Here is a 25,010-nt window from a genome sequence, read left to right as displayed (position 1 = left end):
TATGGAATCCGTGGACCGGCCGGAGTAAGATTGAGTGCAAAAATAATGCCAGTGGCGTAAATGCCACTGGCGAATTATTCATTCGACCAGACCCTGATCGTAATTTGCTGTACAGCCCGCAAGCAGCAACAGTGCAGTGATTGTAATCCACTTCTTCATAAAATAAACCTCCAGCAATGCAACTAGTAGATTTGCTTATGGTTTGCTTTCCAGCCTGCACTTATGCCTCTTGCAGATTACGAAATGCTTTACCCCGGACAAACACAATCATCCCGCACACCAGACAGCCCATGCCCAGCATGGTCAATAATGTCTGAACGGAGAATCCTGCCGTCATCATCACAGAGAGGAAGGCGAACGCCAGCGGCTCTACCCCGTTGGACGATAAGGATACGATACTCATGACACGACCCAGCTTTTCTTTGTCCGTACGCTGCTGAATGAGCGTGATAATGGGGAGATAAGCCGCAATCGCAGCAAAGCCGATTCCCGCACTCAGCAGGATGAGAATTGGAATCCGATCGATACGGCTAAAGATAACCACCAGAATCGCTGTCGCAAACAAAGCTATAAAAATCGGCTTTGTACCGAGGTTCTTTTTGGATATGACGAACATCAGCAGAGCAGCCAAAAACGTTCCTGCACCCAGGGCCGCCTCCATATAGCTAAGGTCCAGAGCGCTTCCTTTTAACATCGTAACCAAAATAGGGAAACTGTTCCCAAGCGGTCCAAGCACAAAAAAGTGAACCATCACAATAATGATGACTCCCCACAAGAGAACCGGCGAGCGCCTCACATAACGAAAACCTTCCCGGAGCTCATGGATCATCTGCGTTTTCCCCAACGTATCTGCCATAACCTCATCTTTTATGAAGCCTGGAAAAACAAATACTGCAGACAGCACGATCATTAACGCGCTCACAAGGAAACTGACGCCTACCGAAAAGGCTGAAATTAAAGCTCCCCCGAGCACCGGTCCGAGTACATAAAAAAACGTATGCGAACCTTGCTGCAAGGAATTCGCCCTTTGAAGATCCTCTTCCCTTACAATAGACGGAATAATAGAGGAACTGGCCGGCCAATAGAACGCATCGAACAATCCCATGAAGAAAGCAAAGAGGAGCAGAAGCGGAAACGATAGTAAGGATTCGGTAAAAAAGAAGCATAACCCGGCGATTGTTATAGACTGGAAGACATGTGTCCAGAACATGACTTTGGACTTCTGGTATTTATCCGCCAACACCCCACCCAAGACCATGACCGCTACGCGGGGGACAGCTGCGGTGGTCAGCACTATCCCGACCGCCTCCGCCATGCCAAGATTGTTAGCCAAGTGCCAGGACACCGTAATCATGTACATAGAAAATCCTATGGTTGAAAAGGCCGTCGCTAACCATACAAGAAGAAACGGGCGGTTCCTGAACAATGCCGGTGCCTTCAAGTTTGCTCACCTTTGGACTGGCGTGTCATAGCATCCAAGCGTTCCAGTACAAGTTTCTTCATCCCCTCATCCAGCTCCCCGATTTGCAAAAACTCGCTTTGAATCATCGCATCGAAAGCCAAACGGATGATGGTTGCCCATACGGGATCCAGCCCATCGTTCTCAATCCGCTGCTGAGTCTTCTGAGATTCAGCGCGGATAGGGTCCAATATGGAAGGGTTCGAGGCAAGGGCAGCAAGGATCCCGGGTCCCATCTCTTTTTCATAATCCTCTACAGTGTGCAAAGAGAGATAAGCTCTCAGAAAAGCACCGGGTTCTTTAGGCGCTCTGTTATACTCTTGCTCAATCTGCTGATCCGCCAATTGGCTAATCATTGTGACCATTCCGCCGATCAGTGCCTCTTTTGAATTAAAATGATATAGCAGTCCCCCCTTGCTGACCCCCGCGTGTTTAGCGACGGCCTCCAGGGTGAGGGACGTAAAGCCCTGTTCTTTTACAATTTGATAGGCAGATTTCAGGATTAGTTCGCGTGTAGTGCTTGATTGTTGTGATTTCATTATGTTCCCCCCTAAAAATGGTCTATTTTCTAACCGTATAAGTTATCGGCAAATTCTCAATCCCGTCCAAGGCATTCAGGCGGTACTCCACATCCGGTTTCAGCCGGATATCGCTAAAATAGGCAAACAACTCTTGCATGGCAATATCCGCCTCCAACCTGGCTAAAGGTGCCCCTAGGCAGAAATGAACGCCATGGCCGAAAGCCGCATGCTGCAAGTTGTCTCTATGAATATCCAGCATTTCGGGATTCGGGAATTTCGCAGGATCCTGATTGGCCGCTCCGAGCCACACGATCACGGTTTGTCCCTTTTTGATCAGCTGGCCTCCTACTTCGATATCATTCCCGGCTACGCGCTCCAGACTCCGTACCATCGAACGGTAACGAAGAACCTCTTCAATCGCTTTGCGCATATCTTCCGGATGGTTTCTCAAGTGGGCCGCCGTTTCGGGGAATTGATTCAGACTGAAGATGATGTTGCCGAGCAAGTTGGTGGTGGTTTCGTTCCCTGCCACCAGCAGCAAACTGCAGAAGCCTAACAGTTCGAACTCCGTTAATTGTCTGCCGTCCACTTCGGCCTTTATCAGCTGTGAAATCAGATCGTCTTTCGGTTGTTTGCGGCGTTCCTCAAAGATCTTTTTGAAATAGGCGCCAAGCTCTTTTTCCGCTTTACGGAATTTTTGCACGATGCGCAGCTGTTTCGCCAGCCTCTTCGCCTTATCGCCGAACCCTGCCTTTTCGTCGTTCATGTCAAATGACCCGAGCTCTGCACTGTTCACAATATCATCGGACCATTGTTTGAACTGGTCCCGGTCTTCTTTCGGGATGCCCAGCATTTCCGCAATCACAATCACCGGTAATGGATACGCGAATTCCTTCACGATATCCATTTCGTTCTTGTTTACTGCGCGGTCCAACAATTCCCGGGCAATCTCCCGGATGCGCGGCTGCAGATCCTGGATCGCTTTGGGTGTAAAAGCTTTGCTGACAAGACTCCTCATTTGGCGGTGATTCGGCGGATTTAGCCCGATCAAACTGGTTTCCAGCGGGCTGATTGCTTTCTCTTCCGGCCGGGACAGTTGCGGGAAATTCATGTAATCCGCCAAGACGGACATCACATGTTCGTAGCTGAAAATATGCCATTTCTTCTGCTTCGGATGATAGTACACCGGGTTGTTTTCTAACATATACGCGTACCATTCAAAAGGAAATAACCGATCATATCGAACCATTGTCATCTCTATAACCTCTTTCGCTTTTACTGTACCATCTGGACGGTATAGAATTAGTATACCGTCTGGACGGTATGATGTAAAGCGAAGTGTATGATTTCCAATTCATCCTTGAAGTATCAAGGAGAAAATGAATTTAAAACTTAATGAGAATAAAACTTTTGATTCTGGAGCTTTAGGCCTTTTTTATCAAACGGTTAGATGACCTTGTCTTTAAAGTAGACTATACTAATTTAGAATCAGCGGCAGAGGACATTATTTTTCGTCCAAGGCTGCCGCTGTTTGTATTCAAACGAATAGCACAGCCAAGCGTGGCCGCCCCGTTGCTGATTACTAGGAACTCCTCTACCCTATATATAAAATTTTGACGAAGATCGCAAATATTTCACCGCTTTTCTATAGCTGTGCTTTCCACCTAAAAAAAACGACAACAAGGATAAAGAAATTCCGCCGACCCTCCTGTCTTTTAGTGCTATGATGAGTGGACTTCCGATGAAAGAAGGCGGCTTCTTCATGATCTTTGTCTTATATTTGGATACCCTTCTGATTGCGGTCGGCTTTTTTATGCTGGTCCCGATGCTTGGCCTTCATATGATGCACGACTTGGGATGGAGCGCGGCGGCCGCAGGTTCTATCATGGCAACCAGCAGCTTTTCACAGCAGGCTTTCAAGGTGCTGGGCGGCATGATAGCTGATCGTATCGGATATAAACGGTCCATCTTAATCGGCGTGGCGTTACGCATTCCCGGCTATCTTTTGTATGCATTTGCGGATATGCCTTGGGCGTTCGCATTTGCCGCATTTATTTCCGGATTGGCGGGAGCAATCTTCCATCCGGCTAGTTACGGTGCGTATTCGAAGCTGACTCCGGATGAATCCAAAAGTAAAATTTATGCAATCCGCGAGATGTTAAGCAACTTCGGCTTCATACTGGGACCGGTAATCGGGATGTTTTTGTTAAAATTCAGCTTTACATGGGTTTGTCTGATCGCAGCATTCATGTTCTTGCTGGTCTTTGCCATCTCGTATCGGTTCCTGCCGCCGATGAAATTCGAAGGAGATTCCGTCTCTTTCCTGTCTACCGTCGGGTTGATTCGGAAGGATGCATCGTTCCTGCTGTTTTGCCTCTGCATGATGGGAGTATGGGCACTTTACGTTCAACTGTATCTGGCCATACCCGTCAGGGCGGGGATGCTATTCGCGGAAACGTCGTCCGTGGCGTATTTATACTTGGCTGGCGCCGTCTACATGGTGGCGATGCAACTGCCGCTGACGCAATTCCTCCAGCGCCGTTGGCCGGCCAGCCAAGTGCTCGCGATCGGATCCCTGATGCTCGGGCTGGGGCTTTTCGCCATCGGAGCTGCCTTTCAGTGGTGGACACTTCTGCTCGCGGTGCTTTTGTTCACGACCGGGCAGATGGTCACAATGCCGATCATGAACAATATGATCGCTTCATTTACGGAGCGCAACTTGTTCGGGACTTACTTTGGCTTTAATGGTATTGCGCTTGCGATCGGCGGGGTGATCGGAAACTCTGGCAGCGGCTTTCTGTTCGACATAGCAAAAAAGCAGCCCGCACTTTACTGGCTGCCTTGGTGTGTGCTGCTGCTGTGCGGCGCCACATTCGCCATTTTGCTGTTACGTCTAGGAAAGCGAATGGCTGCTCCACGACAGCAGCGCGGCGAAATGATTGCTGCGGGGTAAAGCTTTCCTACTTATATAAATTTACAGTAAGAACGAAAGAATAATCATTCCTATTCCACAACTATCGTGTCCCGTTAGCGTAAATCAGAAACCTGTCGTAGCTACTGTAATTCCATCCTCATCAAATGCTTTCGCAGAGTATTCTCATTCTCTAGAAAGTGTTAATTCAGACTCGAAAAAGTCCTGTTTTGGATAACCAATAAACACATTATCTATTACTGGTATTGTCACGTTAATCTCAATGTCAGAAGCATTCTTGTTAGTAAATGTGACCTTTACTGTTTCCACGTTTTTGTCTGTCTGTATTACGCCAAAACACGTTACCAGCAGTTGTAGTATTAAGTGACCTAAACAAAAAAGGAGTCATTCCACTGTCAGCAGTAAATGTCCATCCATCTTCCCCATCAGTAGAATAAACCTACCCAAGCATATACCATCGGATAACGAGAATCGTCATACACATGAATGCTTTCCGCACCAACTTGGTGTGTTTTACATAGTTTTTTAATCACATTAAATATGTGCCAGAAGGGGTGTCAAGCATGCTGAATTATTGTGAAGGTTTATCGAACGGAAAAAGAAGGGCATTTCATACCGTCTATAGCCTGTTGTGCTAGCTTTATATATGTAAGCGTCAAACTCTCCCCATTTTCACCTGTCGCTATCGCCCTAACCTACAAGAAAAGCACCCATAGACTAAACAGTCTATGGGTACCAGTGTAAACACAGTTTTCATCCCCATTCGGTTGGCACTTAATGAGAGTTTCTGTGCTGTGCAATGGATTCTTGAATCTTTTTCGCCCACTCTACTCGAGGAGCATCCGAACCATTGAAATCAGGATCTTGGTGCACATGTACCCGTTTAATGAGGTCACCATCAAATTCGAAAACGTTGCAGAAGCGACCATGCGAATACGGGTTATTTGGAAAAGTTTCGCCGGAATTTGTAGTGCCTTTTACTTGTCCCTCAATTACTACATAATCACCGCTTGGCATAATATTAAAGTTCTTTATGTCGTGTTCCATATGGGCAATTTCTAAAGCTCCGAATCCTTGAGCAAGAAGGCCAATTTCATCCTTGCCGTGTACTATACCTACCTTCGGGAAATAAAGCGTTGCATTATCTTTAAAAAGTGCCATTAAGCGTGGATCCCCTACTTCGACATATCGAAAGTAATTGACTGCCGAATCAATACGTTTTTTCTGCAATTCAGTTTGGTTCATCGAAATCGCTCCTTTGAAAAATGGATTAGCATTGTCTTCTACCATCTATGGAATTTAGCGGCGAAGTATATGTCGTTTTGCTGTTATAGTCGCTTATAATATATCTCTTCTGTTATTAGATCTGGGCTGTTCCGCCATCTACGAACAATTCAATTCCATTTACATAGCTGCTATCGTTAGAAGCGAGGAACATGACAGCATTTGCGATATCTTCAACGGTTCCCACTCTTCCAAGCGGAGTTATCGTCTTCGCATGTTCAAGAACATGATTCTTCGCTTCCCCGAATAACTCATCATACGCAGGAGTATGAACGAAACCTGGGCTAAGTACATTGATGCGAATTCCAGTCCCTTTCAGATCTAGAATCCAGCTGCGGATTAATTGTCTGACTGCTGCTTTTGAAGCTCCATATACACTGAATGCTGGATCGCCGATTGAACCAGCGGTGGACCCCGTTAGAATAATGGAACCCACTTTGTCAGGAAACAAAGACAATGCCTTTTGTACGGTGAAGATGGTTCCTTTTACATTGACGTCGAACGTTTTGTAATAATGCTCTTCTGTAATTTCTCCAAGTGGAAGCATCGACCCCAGGCCTGCATTTGCAAAGAGAATATCCAAATGGCCTTTTTCTTTTTTAACAACTTCATATAAATGATCCAAATCCGCAAGATTGGATATGTCGCCTTGGACTCCGGTAACATTTTTTCCAATAAGCTTAACGGCTGAATCAAGCTCACTTTGTCTTCTTCCTGTAATGAATACATAAGCACCTTCATTTACAAACTGTTGCGCTGCTTGTAAGCCTATACCGCTAGTACCACCTGTTACGACTGCTACTTTTCCTTCAAACTTTCCCATTTTGCAAAACTCCTTTGTTAATCTATTGGTAAATATGGTTTTTTCATTTCATCACGCGGTAACAAAACTTATTATGCGATCTTAATATCCATTTGGATAGTACGCACTTTAATGTTATATAGTCACATAAAAGTAATAATTGTATTCAGGCGGAGAATTTCAGGACGAGTAAATACCTCCCAGCTCCTGGTTGGAGGTTAATCCTCTTATTATGTATATACGGCTGCAGAATTATTGAATAAATTGATTACAAAGAAAAAACAAGCTTTGTCTCTTGTGGACAAAGCTTGGGTGCAGCCGAACATCTATGGCATGCTAATACGTTTAAATATATTGACATATAGGAAAAACTAAAAAAGAAGTTCCCTGGAGCGTTATTCATCTCATTGCTACACAATAAATCCTTGTAATATAAAACTTGATGGTTGGAGTGAGATGATGAAAAATCACAAACAAATAAAAACCACTGGCTAAACCGAGGTATGTTGATCTAAATTATATAAAATATTTATATATACAGTTATAGGTATCGGGGTAACCTGGTTTCTTGTAAGGCTCTACGTATGAATGTAGATTGACTTTCTAAGTAATAAATTTCTAGTTTCCGTTTAATGTTCGATAATAAAAAATAATGACACGTCAGCAGCGTAAAGCGTTTCGCATATTTGGTCAAATTCGGCCGTGAGCGTCGATTCGCCATCCGTGGAACAATACGAAAAACCGCCCCTTTTTGCCGGGGGCGGTTCTTTGTTTTTCTCCGGATTGCTCCGGATTACGTATAGGTCTATTTTTTAGAATGATGCTGCAAGTACTGTCCATAGACTGGTGTTGTTTCATTGAACTAACGTTCTCCGTTAGCGTAATAAAGCTGCCTGACGATTTTTTTAAAGATAATTCATTCATGCTGAATTGTTGAGGCGATCCAGAGGGATCCGCTGGAATATATATACCAGCTCTTCCTTTTGGAATCAACACGCTCCACTCCCGACAAGGTCCCCACATTTGGGTCGTCTGTCTGCGATACAAATGTGGGGACATAAAAACAAAAAAGCTTGATTTCTCAAGCTTTCGGGCGTTCAGTTATTTCCCTGCTTTGTGTCGTCAGACGTACGGAGTTCCAAAATATATAAGTCCGTATAACGCTTAACAAATTAACTTCCCATTCTTCGCTTTTATAACAGTAAAAGAACGTCCAGCTGTAGGCGTTCTTTTTGGTTAATCGTAAAAAATGTTTGTTGGATGACAGCAAAAACATATGTTCCAACCCGGCTGACTTCCTGAACATTTTGAAAGTAGTTAATTATGAGGTTTCAGTCGTCGGTTGACAGAACTTGATGTCTTAAATACATGAACTTTATCCCATTCCGATAGGCTTCGGCTTGCAGATGATGGAATTTCCCAAGGTGCGCTTAACGCAAGTGACCAACTTTAAAGACCTCATTATGCCCGATATTTAGATAATATCTATTGAAGCTCTTCCAGAGGTGAAGGACTCGACTGTTCAAAGTGTCGCTTCCATTCATGAACGCCCTCTTCGATTCGGGATGCATGAAATCCATTGACTTTCAAGATCTCAACGGCTTGAGCGGACTTTATACAATAAGGACCTCGACAGTAGACCACAATTTCCTTATCCGTCGGTAATGTCGCAAGTTTTGTTTTCAAATCATCAACAGGTACCGAAACAGCTCCAGGGAGATGACCCGCTTGATATTCATCTTCGGGCCGTACGTCTAACAATAAAACTTGCCCTCTTTCCTTCTTTTTGAGCTCGTCTAAAGCTATGGGCGTAATATTGGCGTGATCTTGAAAAACTTCAGCTTTTAGCTGTTGAATAGTCGTCAACTGCTTCTCGCCAAGTCGATGCAAACCAACCATGAAGTCAGCTATTGATAATTCCGCTACCTCATAGATAACGTAGTTCCCCTTTTTATGAAAACGAACCAGCTTTGAGTCATGCAGCGTTTGCAAATGTTGCGATACATTTGCAACACTCATTCCCGTAGATTTAGAAAGCTGCTCGACAGATTTAGGTCCTTGAGAAAGTAAGTCGATTAGCTCTAAACGTTTCGGACTGGATAGACATGTGCCGATACGAGCAAATTCAAGATACAAATTATCTTTCCATTTACGCTCATCGTCCACGATCAACACATCCTAACTATTCAATTGTATTATTGAATGGATATATGTTATATGCTATACCTAACAGTGTCAAGGGCCATAATTCTCTTCCAATCGATTTCGCACCGTCCCAATTATCTTCTTCGATGAAATTGTTTCACATAATTTCGAGTATCCTACGTCAATCGCAAGTAGAATAAACTGTTTCCGGCAATACCGGAAACAGCTTCTAGCAAGAATGGATTATGGCTCGCTTAAATGAATCATTTATGTTCCGTCAATGCCGCATCATCTAATCAGTAAGACTTTTTAGGATATTTCAGCTCGAACATCGAACGATTCTGAAGCCCTTAGCTTCATATATGATAGAATGCACTTTGAAAAGTTTTATTCATAGTGCCGGTTGAAATTCATGATTCGTAGCAGCCTCAAATGCTCTTCCTACCCGCAAAATCGTCGCTTCATCAAAGGCACGTCCCGCTATCTGCATGCTGATTGGCAACCCTTTTTCAGTTAATCCGCATGGAACAGCTAGTGTTGGCTGGCCGGACAAATTAAAAGGGCACGTATATCGGAACATGGCTTGGCTGACACGCTCTTCTTGACCGTTAATCACAACGAAATCCTCACCAATCTTCACTGCTGGAGAAGGTACGGTTGGAGTAACAAGAACGTCCACTTGTTCCATGACTAAATTGAGACTTTGTTTGAAAGAGGTCCGTAATCGCTGAGCTTTTAGGTATTTGGTAGCTGTTATTGCCTCGCCTGCTCCAAGGTACAACCGGACATCTGGAGAGTACAGTTCGGCCCATTTTTTCACAAGTGGTTCATGATAGCTGGATGCCTCTGAGAAAACAATGGTAAACGACAGTAAAAATGATAATTCTAATTCCGCGGGTAACGTAACCTCAACAGGGGTTGCCCCTAAATCAATAAGCACCTGTATTGATTTCTCGACCTGTTGCTTCACTTCCGGATCTATTCGGTCAAAGAAGTAATATCGCGGGATCCCAATGCGAAGGCCTTTAATTCCATTTTCAATATTGGAGGTATAGTCAGGCACAGGCAGTGAGGATGTGGTTACATCAAACGGATCGTACCCTGCAATTGTTTGCAGTGTTAGGGCAGCGTCTGTCACTGACTTGTTTACCATACCAACATGATCCATCGACCAACTGAGGGGAATTACTCCAAAGTTGCTTACCCTGCCATAGGTTGGTTTGAGTCCAACAACGCCGCAAAGAGCTGCAGGAGTATTAACTGATCCAACGGTATCGGTTCCAAGTGCCGCAATACATTCTGAAGCTGAGACGGCTGCCCCGGACCCGCCGCTAGACCCCCCGGGAATATATTCAAGATTCCAAGGATTATGTGTAGCACCGTATGTTAGATTATTCGTTGTTGCCCCATATGCAAACTCGTGCATATTTAGCTTACCTACAATGACAACACCGGCTTGGCGAAGTCGATCTACGGTGGAGGCATTATAATTAGGTATATCCTTCGCCAAAACTGCCGAGCCTGCAGTGGTTTTAATCCCCTGAATATTTATATTATCTTTAATGCCTATCGGAATACCGTGTAACGGTCCTAGGTAATTACCCGCTAGAATGTTGCGCTCCGCAGCGGAGGCTTCATCTAGAGCCTGTTGTGTTAATTTGGTTATATAGGCGTTAACCTTGGGTTCTGCTGCTTCGATTCGTTGCAATACTTGCTTTGTCAATTCTACTGGTGATATCTGTCGGGAGGATATGAGTGGCGCCAGTTTTGACACGGGAAGAAATGCTAGTTCTTGACTCATAATAGAGATCTCACCTTTCTATGGGCTGAAAAACAATACTTGGCTGTACTTCCATTGGAACTTCAATCATATTTAGTCCATCTATAAACGGGGAAAGCAGACCTACAACATGTTCTGTTAAGGCCGGGTCAATTGGCCGTTTGACTTGTTCAATAAAGAGCTTTTGGACACTTTCAGCGGATATGGGCATTTTTTTTAACTCCTTCTCGCGTTTTTAAGGGCTTCAAGTTTCATATTCTTAGCAATCCATTACATCCTTATCCTAGGCATTTTCAGTCCAGTGTCACCAACAGCGACGGAGTCTCCTGACCGAGGGAAAGTTGGCTATAGGTTATATGACCCTTGACAATAAATAAGTTAGTTATTAACATAAACCTATTCAATAAAACAATTGAATAATTTATTGAAATAATCTTATAGGACAGTAAACATGCAACATTGGATTAATTTACTTGTCCTCGCAGCAAGAAAGCTTACTTTTGCAGCGTTAATTAGACGATTATTAATTCAGTCGGGTTAATTGAGCCTTCGTACAGAGTGACAGTCAAGGTACGGCGTATCTTCCGTCTTTGACCAGTTTGCGCGATAACCTTAGCATCCTTGACGTCGTTCTTCGTTGGCGAATTGTCATCCGGCTCTTTGCTTTTCTTTACATGCAGAGGGTTATATGTAAGCGTCAGACTCTCCCCAGCCTTCACCTGCCGTTAATCGCCCTACAAGAAAAATTACCCATAGACTAAACAGTCGGTGGGTTCTTTTTGTGTTACAAAAATGAGAAAAGGGGCGTCCCTTGTCATCTTATGATGACTTTTGGGAGAGCCCGTTAATGGAACAATGTTTTGGCGGAGAGCCCGCTTGCGCAGCGGGCTTGGCCAGGCATCAGCAGTCGATTTCGGCTCGAATCTCATCTGCGGTCTGTTTTGGTGCCTGCAGATGCGGATAATGGCCACGGTTAGGGAGAATTGTAAGCTTTGCCTGAATGCACTCAGCGAACTCGACACCCATTTCCTTCTTGATGATGATATCCTTTTCGCCCCACACGACTTTCACAGGCACTTTGAGCTTCGGCATATTGGCTTCAAAATAGTCCTGGTCGCGGGTGAAGTGAGAGTAATAGTGATATAACGCGTCGGCCGGAGTGATATCGCCGTTCCACCCTTTCGCTATATCGTCCCTGAACTCCTGTGGCAATGAGTAGTGCTCTTCTGCCGGCAGGCCGCGAAAGAACGCGCTTGCCAGAATTTCATCTCGGTTCTGGTTAAACGCAGCACGCACGGCATCGGACGAGGGCTTGGATTTCAGGGCCTTTAGGCTTTCATACATGTACTGCGGACGGTTGAATGGGGCAAAATCTCCGACGATGATCTCCTTCGCGATATGTGGCTGTTCCAGGGCGGCTAGCAGCGCAGGCAAAGCCCCAATATCGGTTGCATAAATCACCAGCTTCGAGCTGTCGATACCGGAAGTCTGGATATAATCTTGTAGCACGCGGGCATAGTCTTTCGGCGCGTAGGAAAAGCGATCGGCACTTGGACGTGAGGACTGTCCGTAACCGGGCCAGTCAAACGCATGAACCTCATAGTCGCTTGATAGAGACTCAGCAATTGGCATCCACGCATACATTGTCTCCGGGAAGCCGTGCAGGAACAACACCGTAGCCTTTGAATGGGCAGAACGATAAACCATATGTCGAAGCTTGATATCCGAATTGACCTGCAGCTCGCCAATCTCCATCTTTGGCGATGTTGTAAAGTTAGTGTTCATTCTGTTAATCCCATCCTTCTAAGTTAATTTATTAAATATATTGTGTTCTTTTTTTAGCGAAATATACGGAAATCGTAAATGCGTTTTCCGTGTTCGTATTTAACTATAAGTTGGTAAGTTGTCAAAGGAATGACCAATTACGGTACTGCAGCTGTTAGTCATGGCCACGATGACTTCGAACGCTTGATGCTCACGGTGAACGACGGGGTGAGGAGTGGCCATGTGTTATGCATGAACCGGAAAATGGCGCCCGCTCCGTCGATCGTCGCCGCTTCGTAGTATTCCTTCGAGATCGACTGCGATTACGCTTAAACTGAATGCTACAAAAGAATTGGCATATTTGAGCATCTCTCTTGCGCGGCTAGGCAAGCCCTGCCGGCGGGTTTTTACGTTGAGATAGGTGGACAAAACTTTAGCAGATACCGGAGTCAGCTTGCAATTTGTCAACAACGTACTTTTATAATTTCCTGGTACTTAATCAAGTAAATTCTTACCTAAGTTTAAGTCCAATTTCGGCATTATCTTCGGGCGTACCAAGCCAATATCCGTAATTGATAGCAACTTCAAAAAATTTCTGTAAAGCTTCTGGTGCAGGTGGCCCTGGCGGAACGGACGCTACTGGACGGCCAACCTCACGAAAGAATTCTCCCATTTTTACTGTTGAAGTAATTAATAAAGTTACCTTTTCGTTCGTAGTATTTCTCCAAGCGTGCTTTTGGTTCTCGGGAACATCAAGTACGTCACCAGCCCGAACTGTTACCCAGTGATCACCAGACCAAGCTTCAAGCTCCCCTGAAACTACATAGAAAGTTTCACGGTCTTCATGACTATGAATAGGCACGATAAATGCCATTACAGATTTGGCGCGCTGTCTAAGCTTGATGTGTACTTGCGGTACATGAACACGCAAGTGATTGCAAGAATCGCGGCAAGCGTCATACCCCATATAATATTTCCGAACGCATGCACTTCCGGCAAAGCGTGCTGCCACACCAGCGCAGTTCCCGAAAGAGCGACACCGAAAGCCCCGCTGAAAAATTGGAGCAGCTGGAACAGCCCCATTCCGGAGCCGATATGCTCCTTGGGCAGCAAGCGTGACATTTCGTTCGAAACCGCACTGGAAATAGCCGTAAAACTGATACTTGTAAATACATAGATGAAAGCAATCGCGTAATAAGAATAGATGGACGTCAGTGCCAGACATACGATGGATACCAACAGAAGCCAGGGCACATAGCGGAGAATGACACCATTGCCGTAACGGTCAATCCATCTTCCTACCTGGTTTGAGACGAACATAGCGGTCAACGCTCCGGGAAACATGACCAGGCCTGATACACCGGGATCCAAACCGTAGACACGGGAAAGCATCTGCGGTGCGATGAACAAAAAGGTAAAATTAATCATATACGTACCAATGCCGACCGCCCCTAACGACATGTAGGCTCTGTTTCGGAACAAAGACGGCTGGACAAAAGGATCCGCCGCAGCACGGATACGAAGCGAGAACAGAAACAGCGCAAGCAATCCTGCCAGCAAGGCTATGATGCTTTTGGATGTAAGAAACAGCAACAGTCCCGTTGTACCCGCTCCGACGAGTAAAGCACCGATGAAGTCAAAGGTACCGCTGGACGCTTTTTCCTTAGGAAGCATCAGCAGGAATACAGGAATGAACAGCAGCATGACGCCGGTAATCACAAATAGAAAATGCCATCCGAGATACTGTACGACGGATCCGCCGATAACCGGTCCGAGTCCCAATCCTAAAGAACTTGCCGATAAAATAATCGACATCGATCTCCCCCGACGGGATTGAGGAATATAACGAGTAAGCAGAACGATACCTAGAGCCGGAATGGCCCCTGCCCCCGCTGCTTGAATCAATCTCGCTGCCAGCAGCAGCCCGAAGCCTTCGCTGAACATACCGAGTAAGGAACCGGTCCCAACCGAAACCAGCGCCGCAGTAAACAAGGTACGGATCGGTACAAAGTCTGAAAGGCGGCTAAAGGTGATAGACGACATCGCAAAGACGATCGAGTAACCAGTCACGATCCAGGAGACCGTAGAGGGACTCAGTGAAAATTGTTCGGCCACTTTGGGAAGGGCCAAATTGAACATCATCGTATTCATGATAACAAGAATAACGGCGATACCAAGTGTGTAGGTAACCGGCTTTTCTTTGAAAACGGAGGTAGCAGGATCTTGAGCTAGGGCTTGCATTTCCGGTGAGCCGCTCTCCTGTTGATTCATTGATATCACACCTTTCTCATTATGTTTAAAACGGGAATGATCATTCTAGTATTGTCAAAAAAAGAGCAGCGCCCCTCAACGTTCCAGCACTGCGATCGCGTTCTCCGCTATTCGATGCAGCTTCTCCTTGCTGGCCGAAGTCCGGACAAGAACACGCAGCCCGAGCATCGTGCTGTGAAAATGCGCAGCCAGCTCCCCGGCATCACGGGAGGTAACAAACTCCCCGTTCTCCTGGCCCTTGCGGATCAGTTCCGTAATAAGGTTCTCCATCCGTTCGAAACTTTCCGCCGCCTTCATCTCCGCGTCCGGGTCCCGCAGGGCAAGCTCCGCGGCCATGTTCACTACGAGACAGCCGGGCGGAAAACCTTCAGCCCCGTCAATGATGAAATCAGACATCAGCCGCAAACCTTGCTTCGCACTTTCAGGCTTCCTGACTTGGTCCAGGTTCCGCTTAACAAAGCTGCGGTACACATCTACCGCCTGCAGAAACAATTGATGTTTATCGCCAAACGTATCGTACAAGCTTCTGCGATGAATACCCAGGTGCTCGACCAGGTCGTTGACCGATGTTTCTCATATCCCTGCTCCCAGAATAGCTTCATCGCTTTCAGCAGAACTTCATCCACATTGAATTCTTTGGCTCTGGGCATAGCTCTTACGGCCCCCCTTCTCCGTACAATATAGCACATTGAGAACGATCGGTAAAGAATATACTTTTACCGATCGTTCTCATTTGCTGAAAAGTAACTAACATAGCTACATTCGTTTGCCCATTCAGGAACCCGCCGGGACACCCGCCGCATCCAACGGAATAGAATCTGGCGCGTTCTATCAATTCATTAATCCTCCTGTCGGGAAGGCGCCTGCCGCTGTTGCCCGAATACGCTTCGGATCGCTTCCAGATAGCCGTAACCGTTGACCGTATCAGGTTCGATATAGCTTCCCTCCGTCCACTCGTTCCATGAGTTGATGGTAAGTACGGGAGGGTTCGTGCCGCCCTCTTGGAGAAAATTCTTTGTTTCAAGTCAGCTTAATTTATTACTTATGGGACAGCCCCGGTATGGCTTTAATTAAGCTCTCTGCACCAACTACACTTTACGAACCGCAAACCATAGTTCAATATTATTAAGGCCGCCTTTCACATGGCCGCTCCTCGCCCGGTCGTTCACAATCCCGATTGCACTTCCGCCTAATATGACGAAACCAAAAACCGCTCAAACGTACCTTAATTACGGTACGATCACTCGCACACTCAATGGGAGTTTGTACAAGGGTGGCAAAGAAAGTACTGTCTTACTTCTATACTCGTGCAATAAATGAACTTGATCTCAAATCTCCGTATGAAATAGATGAGGATTTACTGGACAAATTCCTTTTAGCGATTGAGCATCAATCACAAAACGAGGTAAGCAATTGGAGTTGCTGGGAAAGTCGAGAGCATTTCTTGATTTACCATTATCACCATGATGTAATGAAGAAACTTATCACAAAGAAGGGATCGGCAAAGGGGGACTTAGTTTGAGAAAGGAATTAGCCATTTGTTTCTTCTTGTTTTTCTGACCGCATGCTCCAGTAATAAGATAAGTTTTGCGAATATGGATTCCGAGGTCCAGCAAATCAATGGCTACTCTAATGTAAAACAGGATGTCCAATACTCAAGTGTGAGTACAGTTATCGAAAACTATTTCAGTGGGTTCAATGATATATACACTTGGAGTAAGTACTCTACCGAAGAGTACGTTAGGCGTGTCTTCACGTGGTGTACAGGTGAAGATATCAACGAACTAACCTTGGATGATGTTAAAAAGCGATATGCTGAAGAAGTTGCCCAAATAAAGCTAACTTGTTTGAGATTGTGAGTCTAAACCAGCTAGATGATAAGATGTTTGAATTGGAAGTTAACCGAGAATGGGATATTGGAGATGCTGATAACACGACCTACTCAATTATTAAGGCAGGGGATTCCTGGAAGTTCGATATTCGATATTAATTTATGGCCTTACACGCAAAGTACCCTTGGATAGGATAGTGTATTCATTTACGTAAACTGCCCTTTAGCTTAACGAGGCTGCCTACATATTCGTGGCAGCCTCGTTAGTTTCCTTTACTGAGCTATTGTTCCTCGTTAGCGTAGTCAGAAACCTGTCACGGCTGCTACTATATTTCCATCCTCATCGAATGCTTTCGCTGATAATTTCCATTCCCCAGAAAGTGTTAAATCAGAATCGAAAAAATCCCGTGTTGGATAACCAATAAATACGTTATCTACTACTGGTATTTTCACTTTAATCTGACTATCAGAAGCATTTATATTAGTATATGTGACCTCGACAGTTTCTACGTCCTTATCTGTCTTTATTGCACCCCAAAATACGTTACCAGCAGTTTTTGTATTAAGTGACCTAAACAAAAAAGGAGTCAATCCACTGTCAGCAGTAAATGTCCATCCATCTTCACCATCAGTAGAATAAATGTATTTATCACCATTTTTCTTGAAAGTATTAAACACATATTGGTCTTGGTCCAGAAAGACAACCGTGTTTTTCATTTTATCTATGAGAAGAACCTTTATTGGTGATTTCCACTTACTTTGTATAGCTTCATCTAATGATTTGTATGTGTTACAACCAGTTATAACTAATAACGTTATTATAAAATACACTAAAATGAATTTATGTCTCATTAGCCCACCACCTCAATAGAGAATTTCCTTATATATTATTAATATATATCCTTTTGAAAATATCTCGTGTACTAACCTACCCTTTAGCTTAACGAGGCTGCCTACATATTCGTGGCAGCCTCGTCAGTTTCCTTTATTTTACTATCGTCTCCCGTTAATTCAACCTATCTAACCAGACGTGACCGTGAGGATACTCCCTCTCAATAGTCCATCTTAGCCATTGTTTTTGCTCCAAGCTAAAACATAATAATGCTGAATCTAGCTCTTGATTATGGTGTTAAGCATCGCTGCCATCTAAATAACTTGATTTATAAAAAGAACTATTTCAGGAGCTAGATATGGAATTCCATCGGATGATGATAAAATGGATTTTTTTAGTTCGCGCTTTGCAGCTCATTGCATAAAAGGATTCAAGAACTACTTCGGCATCATGTATAGGCATATAGTCGCGCGAATGGAAGGAAATGAGCAGGACTTGTAGTCGCTCATGTCATGCTCCGATTCTCCTATTACCTTCTAACTCTTGTGAAATCTATGTCCATTTTGGTAAAGAATACTAGTACAAAACTACCAGGAACATAGATCATATATATCAATTAATATATATCTCCTTCCCAATAGTTGTGAAAAACTTTATAATCAATTCTGGAAATAATCCTATTTTTAGATTATTTCATTTTATTTTATTTTACTTTAGGGGGATATATTATGACAAATCATCAACAAGTAACAAGTGAACGTCAAGCCATTTTCCATCGTAATAATGAAATCGAGTGGCTGTACTTTAACCACGCGCCAGGAGAAAAGTTCTGTATTCGCGTAAAAGGTGAAGATACTAATGGCGCTTACTCCATTTTAGATGTAGTCGCAGACTACTCTTCTTACGGACCACCGTATGGAACGCCGCTTCACTTGCATCAAAGGGCCGACGAAATTTTCCGTATCATTGAGGGAAATGCTCGTTTCCATCTGGACGGAAAGGAGTTCGACGCAGGAGTAGGTGATATCGTTGTAATTCCCAAAAATACGATTCATGCCTGGGCAAATTTTAGCGACACTCCTTTACACATGCAGATTACGTTTACCCCTGCGGGAGATGAGCATGCATTCCTAGATGCAGCAGCAGGAAATCACGATGCAGATGAAACAGCAACAAAACATCAAATCATTACCGTTGGACCTCCTCTTGAAAGATAATGTTTAAAAGCAAGTTACTGAAATAGAAAGCAAAGCTGGGGGAACCCGGCTTCTTATTTCAAGTGTCAGGAAAGCGACTGGTTTACTCCCAATGAAAATTGTGGTAAATTTATTTCGATGGTTTTAGAAATATTATCTATCTCAATGATAAAGGTGAAGTAATCATGGTTGAAGACCTCGAAGACATCCGGCAAGCCGTGAAAGTGTACAAGGCACTCGGAGAGCCGACACGCCTTAAAATCGTCCGTCTCCTAACCGATGACAGGAGTCTGTGCTGCATCGACATCGGCTCTGAACTTCAAATGGTGGCTGGGTCGACGCTGTCCCATCACCTGAAGCAATTGACGGATTGCGGCATTCTGAACCCACGGAAAGAAGGCACCTACATTTACTACAGTGTGAATCGTGAAGTAGTGCAAAAGTACGCGCCATACTTAATGCAGTAATTTTTTTGACATTATTTCTATATTTTTAGAAACATAAAATTATATTGGAGTGGAGAAAGGAGCAAACCATGTTGTCAAATACGTGGAAAATCTTCATGCTAGCCGCCGTCAGCTTCCTGGTGGGTACATCGGAGTTTATTATCGGGGGGATTTTGGATATCATCTCGAAAGACGTGAACGTATCGATCGCCGCCGCCGGCCAATTGATTACCGTCTACTCGCTTTCGTATGCATTCATAACGCCGATCCTTGTAGTGTTAACGGCCCGTATCGAACGCAGGAAAGTGATGATTTTCTCGCTCGGTGCTTTCGTCATCGGCAATGTGATCGCCGTCGCGGCTTCGGGATTCATCCCCCTCATGGTTTCACGCATTATACTGGCTTCGAGCACCGGGCTTTTCGTAGTCGTCTCGTTGACGGTTGCCACTAGTCTTGCAAAGCCAGGAAAGCAGGCGAGCGCCATTGCTACGCTAGTGATGGGCTTCAGTTTCGCCCTTATCATAGGGCTTCCGCTCGGAAGGGTTATCGCCGCCTCATTCGATTGGAATCTGATCTTTGTGGGCCTTGGAGCGTTAGGGGTGCTGGCGATGATTATCATCCATCTGGCAATTCCCCGTACGGGTGGAGAGGAGCCGGTACCACTGAAACGGCAGTTATCTTTGCTCAGTGACCGAAAAATCGTCGTGGCCTTATCTATCAGCTTCTTCTGGATATTCGGGTACTCCATGGCTTACACGTACATTTCTCCGTTTTTGCTAACGATAACGGGAATGAATGAACGGGAGGTAAGCATCGCCCTGTTTGCTTTCGGATTGGCCAGCCTGATCGGCTCCAAGCTTGGAGGCTACGGAACGGACAAATGGGGCGTCTCCCGTACACTTGTCGGCGGCATGATTCTACATACCTTAGCGCTGGTTTTGCTGTCGTTAGGCGCACATTCAACGGTGATCGTATTTCCGGTATTGTTGCTATGGGCGTTCTCCACTTGGTCGACGGGCCCCACTCAACAATACAATCTAATGAAGCTCTCTCCGAATGCTTCCGGCATCGTACTTAGCTTGAACTCGTCCGTTATTCATTTAGCATTTGCTTCTGGCGCCGGTATCGGAGGCATCGTTGTGGAGCGGATATCGCTGGCGTCCGTAAGCTGGCTGGGCGCGTCCGGAGTATTCGTCGCGACGGTGATAGCTGCCACAACCATGGGCATGGCTAAGTCCCGCTCCCGGAATCGGGCGACGGTACCGGGTCTCCCAAACAAATAAATAAAGTGAAATATCAATTTAACAGGAGGAATTCAAATATGAAAAAGGTAGCTATGATAACTGGAGCCTCAAAGGGACTTGGGAGGGCACTATCGATTTTTTTTGCACAAGAAGGCTATAACCTAGCAATCTGTGCACGAAATGAAGCGGCATTAATAGAAGTAACGAAAGAAGCAGAGAAGTTGGGCAGCCGTGTATTAGCAGTCAGCGCAGATGTTTCGCAAGAAGAGGACGTTGAGCGTTTTATCGCATTGACTGAAAAACATTTTCAAACCATTGATGTGTTGATTAATAATGCAGCGGTTAATGGGCCGACCCCGCTGCCTGTACTACTTCTTAACCATCAAAAGCATGATATTGAAGAAACACTACGTGTCAACACGGTAGGAGCATTTCTTGTAACCAAAAGGGTATTGCCTCTTATGCTACAAAAAGGCATCGGCAGCGTGATAAATTTAACGACGGATGCTGCTGCAAACATATATCCAGGCATAGGAGCGTATAGCATATCTAAAATTGCGCTAGAGGGATTGACCAAAATATGGGCAGCGGAACTTGAAGGAAGCGGAGTCCGAGTGAATTTGGTAGACCCAGGTGCGATGGATACGGACATGCTCAACGCGGCTATGCCGATTCGCGATTTTGAAGTTGCCCTTCCGGAAGACATTACAAAGGTCTTCGGTTACTTGGCATCAGATGCTTCCCGTGATAAAAACGGCATGCGCTTTAAAGCTCAGGAGTTCCATTTGGTGGAAACAGATAGAGTGTGAACACGGTTTTCTAGTTTAAGCTCCCGAGCTGACTAAATGCCACGACACCCTTGAATGACAGGGGCTGTACCGGAATTATGCTTCTAAATAGACAGCGACATATTGATGCATACTCTTTCAAATTTATGATCCTATTTACCTTGAAAATTCTTCGATCGTAAAATGTAAAACTGCACTATGTCAAGTAGAAGACAAAAAATGAAATCACTTAAAGCGGCTTTATTCCTGAATTCCATGGGACTGAGGCCGTTTAATTTTGCCTGTATCGTTCGTAATCGTATAAGTGTATGTAGTCGACGCAGAGACCCGGCCGTTGTAAATACAGAACTTAGCGGAGTTAGTTTTTCACTTGGACGATAACGATTGACCCTCCTAAAAGGCATTTTGATCCCTGTCTCAAAATAGGGGTCACTCCCAATTAGAGTTTCTTTTCTATCTTATCGAGTGGAAATAATATAATCCAAACTGCAAGAACTATTATTGATGTAACCTTGATTTTCTATCTTCTCAGGAGAGTTCAACGTTCTGCCACCCATAGATATAGGCGGTCTTGAACAGACCGCCGAGTGACTCTCCAATCGATACCGATTAACGAAGCGTCCTAAAGGTCGCTCGAATTTCATCCACTAAATATTTTGGCTGCTCCCAAGCGGCGAAGTGTCCGCCCTTAGGGAGCTTGTTGTAATGGATGAGTTTCGGATAAGCCTTCTTAGACCAACTCTTCGGTGCTTCATACATTTCGTCTGGAAATACGCTGACGCCTGCGGGGATTTTGACACCCTTAGCGGCGAAGAAGGAGATGTTTTTTTCCTGTCTCTCCCAATAGAGACGAGCTGCAGATATCGCTGTTTTTGTCAACCAAAAAAGCGTAATGTTGTCCAGCACATCGTCTGGTGAAAGTCCTTCGGGCTGCCCGGCGAAAACCCTCGAGATCAGGTCTAAGCTCTTTGCGTCATGGTCAATCATATAGGTCGCCAAAGCAACAGGTGAATCCACGAGTCCGGTTTGTGTCTGCGGGCGCGTCCCCATCAAGTAGGCGTAACCGCTGTGTTTATAAAAGAATTCCAGTTGCTTGACCGCACGCTTCTCTTCTGCCGAAAGCCCTGAGGGCAGCGGGCTTCTGATAAAGGCAGCGGACTGGACCGCCTTATCAATTTCAGGCGGAAACACGCCAGGCATGTTAGTATGAATACCGACTAGTCCTGGAGACTTTTGTACAGCCATCAAATCCGTGATAACCGCTCCCCAGTCACCGCCCTGGGCCACATACTTCGTATATCCAAGCCGTTTCATCAGCTTTGACCATACTTTTGCAATGTGCTCCGGGCCCCAACCAACCGTGGTCGGTTTGCCCGAAAATCCATAACCGGGCATAGATGGAATCACTACGTCGAAAGCGTCGGACGCTTTCCCGCCATATGCCGTGGGATTCGTAAGCGGATCGATAATTTTTAGTTGTTCGATGATCGATCCGGGCCATCCGTGCGTAATGAGGATCGGCAAAGCATTTTTGTGCTTAGATTGAACGTGAATGAAGTGTATGTCCACCCCGTCGATGTTAATCAAGTATTGCGGCAGTGAATTGAGTTTTGCCTCAACCTTGCGCCAGTCGTAATTCGTTGCCCAATACTTCGCAAGCCTTTGAGTCGTTTCAAGCGGTACGCCTTGAGATTGATCGGAGACGGTTTCCTTTTCAGGCCATTCCGTTGCAAGGATTTTATTGCGTAGATTGGCTAGAGCCGAATCCGGAAAATGCACTTGAATTTGACGAATATCAGCATTGTTAGTAGGTTGTTCTCTTATCACCGACTCAAGGCGAAAGGATTGGGATTGATGGGGATTATTAGCGGATTGATTCTTGATTATCTGGTTATTGCGGCCGACTTCGGATATTCGAGCTCTCTCTGAATTATTATTGACGCCGCAAGCCGGTAAGACTAACGAAGCGAACAGGATGATCGTCATGATCTGTGGCAATCGAAACCAGCATCTGCTGTTCATTGGGTGGAACTCCTTTCTGTTTAAGGGATTAGTAGTTTGTTCCATCCATATCCATAATTTTATTCCATTTTTAAAGTAATTTCTTTTGCAGTCTTCTGGCGAGCAGGGAACCTGATCATCACAGGCCGACAACTTTAAAGATTAGTCCCGGAATTGATCGCTGTCTCACAACAGGAGGTCAGTCCCCTTGAAGAACACTGCAGTGAAGGCAAAAATATAAAGAGGCGGTGCAAGGGTGTTTACATCCCTTGCACCGCCTTTCATGTTCCCGATTGAGCCATTCTTAAAGTAAGTCAGCTTACTCTTGGGTCAATACCTGTAGTTTCTAACTTTACTGAAAAAACTCTTGAAAAAAAGTTTAATGGTTTCTTGCGGTTTCTCCTTAGCGATCCAGTGTCCGATTTTATCGAGAATCACCATTTTTACATCAGTTGCATTTCACGTAAAAACGGTTCAAGACCGAATTTTGTACCCCCAATACCGAGGACCGGCACGGACAGCTTTTTATAAGTTTTCAAATCATTAATATCTTGCCTGAATGCTTTATACCAACCGTTACTTGCGCGAAGCGCCGCAGGGCTTTCGTAACTCGCATTCTAAATTGCTTTATCTTCTTCGGACATGGAGGCTTTGTCATAGATGATAATCAAAGATCCTATTGTGAACGATAGCCGCCTTTTTTCCTTACAGCAATTGCTCCGGCAAGTCCGGTATGGAATTTAATGCGAACCACCTACATTGGCCAGAAGCAAGAACACTAACGGTTGCCACAGTTTCCCCCACCAGACCGAAAACAGAAGCAAGTAGTTCTTCCTTTGTTAATTGATCAGTGGATATCAAGGATAATATATTTCCGAAATTACTTGCTGTTAAATCTCTCGGGATTGGAGGTTCTGCTCCCTCATAGATATGACTAACTTTCAAATCTATTCGATCTCGAAGTCCCTTAGTTGCTAATGATACAATTGCTTCATACTCGGTTAACCCGGTCAGCAGCTGAGATAGACCCATTAATGTTCCGCCACCGACCCCAGTACCACCGATCCTTTGGTGTTGATTATTGTCTATATGGTGAATCGAATTGCCGGTACCAACATTAGATATTATGTATGCTTCCTCTGATACTCCGTACTTTGCAAGAAGATAGCGCACTCCGTTACATGTTGCCTCAAATTCAACAATCTCTGCAGCTTTTGATTCATAAATGAGTTCAATAAAGCTGCTTTTCCACCGGTAATACATATCTTAACGTTTTCAAATCCGTTTATCCATGAGGCCACATATTCCAATTAGGAAATTGGAAACTTTTTAAATTCGAGCGAACCATTCTTCATAGAGGCGACTTTGATAAGCGTACCACCAGCATCAATCCCAATATTCAACATTGATTTGTCAGATCACTTCCTCTGCTTAGACAAGAATCGTATATTTCGCAATATTGAATTGTCTCAGATGTAAAGAAAGGTTACAATAACCACTCCATCAAACCACTATTACTTTGCTGTCCGCTAAATATTTTTTCAAAGCATTTACTACTTATAACGTACACTTCCCTTAGTTTCCCATATTATCGTCATTTCTTTTAGCTGTCCTGAACCGTTTTCCTCCTTCTCACCCTCATTAAACTAATCTGCCCTTTAGTTGAACAAGGCTGCTGATCACCAGATCTGCAGCCTTTGTTATATATTGTGCT

22 protein-coding genes and 1 pseudogene are annotated in these 25,010 nt (G+C 44.8%); 6 read left to right on the top strand and 17 right to left on the bottom strand.

All coding sequences use genetic code 11. The features are described 5' to 3' along the window. Positions 1 to 220 precede the first annotated feature (220 nt). From ACFSUF_RS24710 to ACFSUF_RS24700, 3 genes are read right to left on the bottom strand one after another with little or no spacing between them, the layout of a single operon-like run. Positions 221 to 1,426 carry an MFS transporter gene (locus ACFSUF_RS24710; RefSeq protein WP_377607800.1) on the bottom strand — a complete coding sequence of 402 codons (1,206 nt, stop codon included), beginning with the start codon at positions 1,424 to 1,426 and terminating at the stop codon, positions 221 to 223. Positions 1,427 to 1,437: 11 nt separating this feature from the next. Next, positions 1,438 to 1,998: a TetR/AcrR family transcriptional regulator gene (locus tag ACFSUF_RS24705; protein WP_377607673.1), complete on the bottom strand. Its 561-nt coding sequence runs from the start codon at positions 1,996 to 1,998 to the stop codon at positions 1,438 to 1,440. Between the two features lie 22 nt (positions 1,999 to 2,020). After that, a complete protein-coding gene (locus tag ACFSUF_RS24700; RefSeq protein WP_377607671.1) occupies positions 2,021 to 3,235 on the bottom strand; it encodes a cytochrome P450 in 1,215 nt (404 codons plus the stop codon). Positions 3,236 to 3,742: 507 nt separating this feature from the next. Between ACFSUF_RS24700 and ACFSUF_RS24695 the strand changes: the two genes are divergently transcribed. Further along, positions 3,743 to 4,933, top strand: coding sequence for an MDR family MFS transporter (locus ACFSUF_RS24695; protein ID WP_377607669.1), 1,191 nt, complete (start codon positions 3,743 to 3,745; stop codon positions 4,931 to 4,933). A gap of 753 nt (positions 4,934 to 5,686) precedes the next feature. On the opposite strand, the gene ACFSUF_RS24690 is transcribed toward ACFSUF_RS24695, so the two are convergent. The 11 genes and pseudogenes from ACFSUF_RS24690 to ACFSUF_RS24640 form a co-directional block, all read right to left on the bottom strand. Next, positions 5,687 to 6,157, bottom strand: a complete 471-nt coding sequence (locus ACFSUF_RS24690) for a nuclear transport factor 2 family protein (RefSeq protein ID WP_377607667.1) — start codon at positions 6,155 to 6,157, stop codon at positions 5,687 to 5,689. 115 nt (positions 6,158 to 6,272) lie between these two features. After that, positions 6,273 to 7,019 (bottom strand): SDR family NAD(P)-dependent oxidoreductase, encoded by a 747-nt coding sequence (locus ACFSUF_RS24685; protein ID WP_377607665.1) that lies wholly within the window; start codon positions 7,017 to 7,019, stop codon positions 6,273 to 6,275. A gap of 1,464 nt (positions 7,020 to 8,483) precedes the next feature. Continuing rightward, complete coding sequence (locus ACFSUF_RS24680; protein ID WP_377607663.1) at positions 8,484 to 9,164, bottom strand: ArsR/SmtB family transcription factor; 681 nt, start codon at positions 9,162 to 9,164, stop codon at positions 8,484 to 8,486. A gap of 370 nt (positions 9,165 to 9,534) precedes the next feature. Further along, positions 9,535 to 10,944, bottom strand: a complete 1,410-nt coding sequence (locus tag ACFSUF_RS24675) for an amidase (protein WP_377607661.1) — start codon at positions 10,942 to 10,944, stop codon at positions 9,535 to 9,537. Between the two features lie 10 nt (positions 10,945 to 10,954). After that, entirely contained in the window at positions 10,955 to 11,134 is a 180-nt protein-coding gene (locus ACFSUF_RS24670) for a hypothetical protein (protein ID WP_377607659.1), read from the bottom strand. Between the two features lie 689 nt (positions 11,135 to 11,823). After that, the gene (locus tag ACFSUF_RS24665; protein ID WP_377607657.1) at positions 11,824 to 12,708 is read right to left on the bottom strand and encodes an alpha/beta fold hydrolase; all 885 of its coding nucleotides are present in this window, start codon (positions 12,706 to 12,708) and stop codon (positions 11,824 to 11,826) included. A 490-nt stretch (positions 12,709 to 13,198) separates the two neighbouring features. Next, entirely contained in the window at positions 13,199 to 13,561 is a 363-nt protein-coding gene (locus tag ACFSUF_RS24660) for a cupin domain-containing protein (RefSeq protein ID WP_377607655.1), read from the bottom strand. Then, positions 13,561 to 14,958: an MFS transporter gene (locus tag ACFSUF_RS24655; RefSeq protein WP_377607653.1), complete on the bottom strand. Its 1,398-nt coding sequence runs from the start codon at positions 14,956 to 14,958 to the stop codon at positions 13,561 to 13,563. Before ACFSUF_RS24655 ends, ACFSUF_RS24660 begins: the two co-directional genes overlap by 1 nt. A 75-nt stretch (positions 14,959 to 15,033) precedes the next feature. Continuing rightward, positions 15,034 to 15,495, bottom strand: a complete 462-nt coding sequence (locus tag ACFSUF_RS24650) for a TetR/AcrR family transcriptional regulator (protein ID WP_377607798.1) — start codon at positions 15,493 to 15,495, stop codon at positions 15,034 to 15,036. Next, positions 15,432 to 15,608 (bottom strand): hypothetical protein, encoded by a 177-nt coding sequence (locus ACFSUF_RS24645; protein ID WP_377607651.1) that lies wholly within the window; start codon positions 15,606 to 15,608, stop codon positions 15,432 to 15,434. The genes ACFSUF_RS24650 and ACFSUF_RS24645 overlap by 64 nt, the downstream gene beginning before the upstream one ends. A gap of 189 nt (positions 15,609 to 15,797) precedes the next feature. After that, positions 15,798 to 15,935 (bottom strand): annotated as a pseudogene (locus tag ACFSUF_RS24640) (glycoside hydrolase family 99-like domain-containing protein); the annotation flags it as partial. 296 nt (positions 15,936 to 16,231) lie between these two features. Here ACFSUF_RS24640 and ACFSUF_RS24635 point away from each other — a divergent pair. After that, on the top strand, positions 16,232 to 16,480 hold the full coding sequence (locus tag ACFSUF_RS24635) for a hypothetical protein (protein WP_377607649.1): 249 nt from the start codon (positions 16,232 to 16,234) through the stop codon (positions 16,478 to 16,480). A 612-nt stretch (positions 16,481 to 17,092) separates the two neighbouring features. On the opposite strand, the gene ACFSUF_RS24630 is transcribed toward ACFSUF_RS24635, so the two are convergent. After that, positions 17,093 to 17,641: a hypothetical protein gene (locus ACFSUF_RS24630; protein WP_377607647.1), complete on the bottom strand. Its 549-nt coding sequence runs from the start codon at positions 17,639 to 17,641 to the stop codon at positions 17,093 to 17,095. Positions 17,642 to 18,349: 708 nt separating this feature from the next. On the opposite strand from ACFSUF_RS24630, the gene ACFSUF_RS24625 reads away from it, so the two are divergent. The 4 genes from ACFSUF_RS24625 to ACFSUF_RS24610 all read left to right on the top strand — a co-directional run bounded on the left by ACFSUF_RS24625 (position 18,350) and on the right by ACFSUF_RS24610 (position 21,316). After that, entirely contained in the window at positions 18,350 to 18,838 is a 489-nt protein-coding gene (locus tag ACFSUF_RS24625; RefSeq protein ID WP_377607645.1) for a cupin domain-containing protein, read from the top strand. Between the two features lie 164 nt (positions 18,839 to 19,002). Then, positions 19,003 to 19,284, top strand: coding sequence for an ArsR/SmtB family transcription factor (locus tag ACFSUF_RS24620; protein ID WP_377607644.1), 282 nt, complete (start codon positions 19,003 to 19,005; stop codon positions 19,282 to 19,284). A 71-nt stretch (positions 19,285 to 19,355) separates the two neighbouring features. Then, positions 19,356 to 20,546 carry an MFS transporter gene (locus ACFSUF_RS24615; RefSeq protein WP_377607796.1) on the top strand — a complete coding sequence of 397 codons (1,191 nt, stop codon included), beginning with the start codon at positions 19,356 to 19,358 and terminating at the stop codon, positions 20,544 to 20,546. A gap of 38 nt (positions 20,547 to 20,584) precedes the next feature. Beyond that, positions 20,585 to 21,316, top strand: a complete 732-nt coding sequence (locus ACFSUF_RS24610; protein WP_377607642.1) for an SDR family NAD(P)-dependent oxidoreductase — start codon at positions 20,585 to 20,587, stop codon at positions 21,314 to 21,316. Between the two features lie 588 nt (positions 21,317 to 21,904). Here the strand turns inward: ACFSUF_RS24610 and ACFSUF_RS24605 are convergent. Together ACFSUF_RS24605 and ACFSUF_RS24600 are read right to left on the bottom strand one after the other, a co-directional pair. After that, positions 21,905 to 23,317 carry an epoxide hydrolase family protein gene (locus tag ACFSUF_RS24605; RefSeq protein ID WP_377607640.1) on the bottom strand — a complete coding sequence of 471 codons (1,413 nt, stop codon included), beginning with the start codon at positions 23,315 to 23,317 and terminating at the stop codon, positions 21,905 to 21,907. Positions 23,318 to 24,001: 684 nt separating this feature from the next. After that, positions 24,002 to 24,559, bottom strand: coding sequence for a hypothetical protein (locus tag ACFSUF_RS24600; protein WP_377607638.1), 558 nt, complete (start codon positions 24,557 to 24,559; stop codon positions 24,002 to 24,004). Between the last annotated feature and the right edge of the window lie 451 nt (positions 24,560 to 25,010).

It is taken from the genome of Paenibacillus gansuensis (assembly GCF_042684925.1).
Taxonomy (GTDB): Bacteria; Bacillota; Bacilli; order Paenibacillales; family DY6; genus Paenibacillus_N; species Paenibacillus_N gansuensis.
The sequence above is the reverse complement of the archived record's forward strand: the minus strand, read 5'-3'. Positions and strand labels throughout refer to the sequence as shown.

Bases quoted from the DNA above. Each gene is read 5' to 3' on its own strand.
- ACFSUF_RS24705 (WP_377607673.1), bottom strand. From the start codon at position 1,998: ATGAAATCACAACAATCAAGCACTACACGCGAACTAATCCTGAAATCT.
- ACFSUF_RS24700 (WP_377607671.1), bottom strand. From the start codon at position 3,235: ATGACAATGGTTCGATATGATCGGTTATTTCCTTTTGAATGGTACGCG.
- ACFSUF_RS24695 (WP_377607669.1), top strand. From the start codon at position 3,743: ATGATCTTTGTCTTATATTTGGATACCCTTCTGATTGCGGTCGGCTTT.
- ACFSUF_RS24690 (WP_377607667.1), bottom strand. From the start codon at position 6,157: ATGAACCAAACTGAATTGCAGAAAAAACGTATTGATTCGGCAGTCAAT.
- ACFSUF_RS24685 (WP_377607665.1), bottom strand. From the start codon at position 7,019: ATGGGAAAGTTTGAAGGAAAAGTAGCAGTCGTAACAGGTGGTACTAGC.
- ACFSUF_RS24675 (WP_377607661.1), bottom strand. From the start codon at position 10,944: ATGAGTCAAGAACTAGCATTTCTTCCCGTGTCAAAACTGGCGCCACTC.
- ACFSUF_RS24670 (WP_377607659.1), bottom strand. From the start codon at position 11,134: ATGCCCATATCCGCTGAAAGTGTCCAAAAGCTCTTTATTGAACAAGTC.
- ACFSUF_RS24665 (WP_377607657.1), bottom strand. From the start codon at position 12,708: ATGAACACTAACTTTACAACATCGCCAAAGATGGAGATTGGCGAGCTG.
- ACFSUF_RS24660 (WP_377607655.1), bottom strand. From the start codon at position 13,561: ATGGCATTTATCGTGCCTATTCATAGTCATGAAGACCGTGAAACTTTC.
- ACFSUF_RS24655 (WP_377607653.1), bottom strand. From the start codon at position 14,958: ATGAATCAACAGGAGAGCGGCTCACCGGAAATGCAAGCCCTAGCTCAA.
- ACFSUF_RS24645 (WP_377607651.1), bottom strand. From the start codon at position 15,608: ATGCCCAGAGCCAAAGAATTCAATGTGGATGAAGTTCTGCTGAAAGCG.
- ACFSUF_RS24630 (WP_377607647.1), bottom strand. From the start codon at position 17,641: ATGAGACATAAATTCATTTTAGTGTATTTTATAATAACGTTATTAGTT.
- ACFSUF_RS24625 (WP_377607645.1), top strand. From the start codon at position 18,350: ATGACAAATCATCAACAAGTAACAAGTGAACGTCAAGCCATTTTCCAT.
- ACFSUF_RS24620 (WP_377607644.1), top strand. From the start codon at position 19,003: ATGGTTGAAGACCTCGAAGACATCCGGCAAGCCGTGAAAGTGTACAAG.
- ACFSUF_RS24610 (WP_377607642.1), top strand. From the start codon at position 20,585: ATGAAAAAGGTAGCTATGATAACTGGAGCCTCAAAGGGACTTGGGAGG.
- ACFSUF_RS24605 (WP_377607640.1), bottom strand. From the start codon at position 23,317: ATGAACAGCAGATGCTGGTTTCGATTGCCACAGATCATGACGATCATC.
- ACFSUF_RS24600 (WP_377607638.1), bottom strand. From the start codon at position 24,559: ATGTATTACCGGTGGAAAAGCAGCTTTATTGAACTCATTTATGAATCA.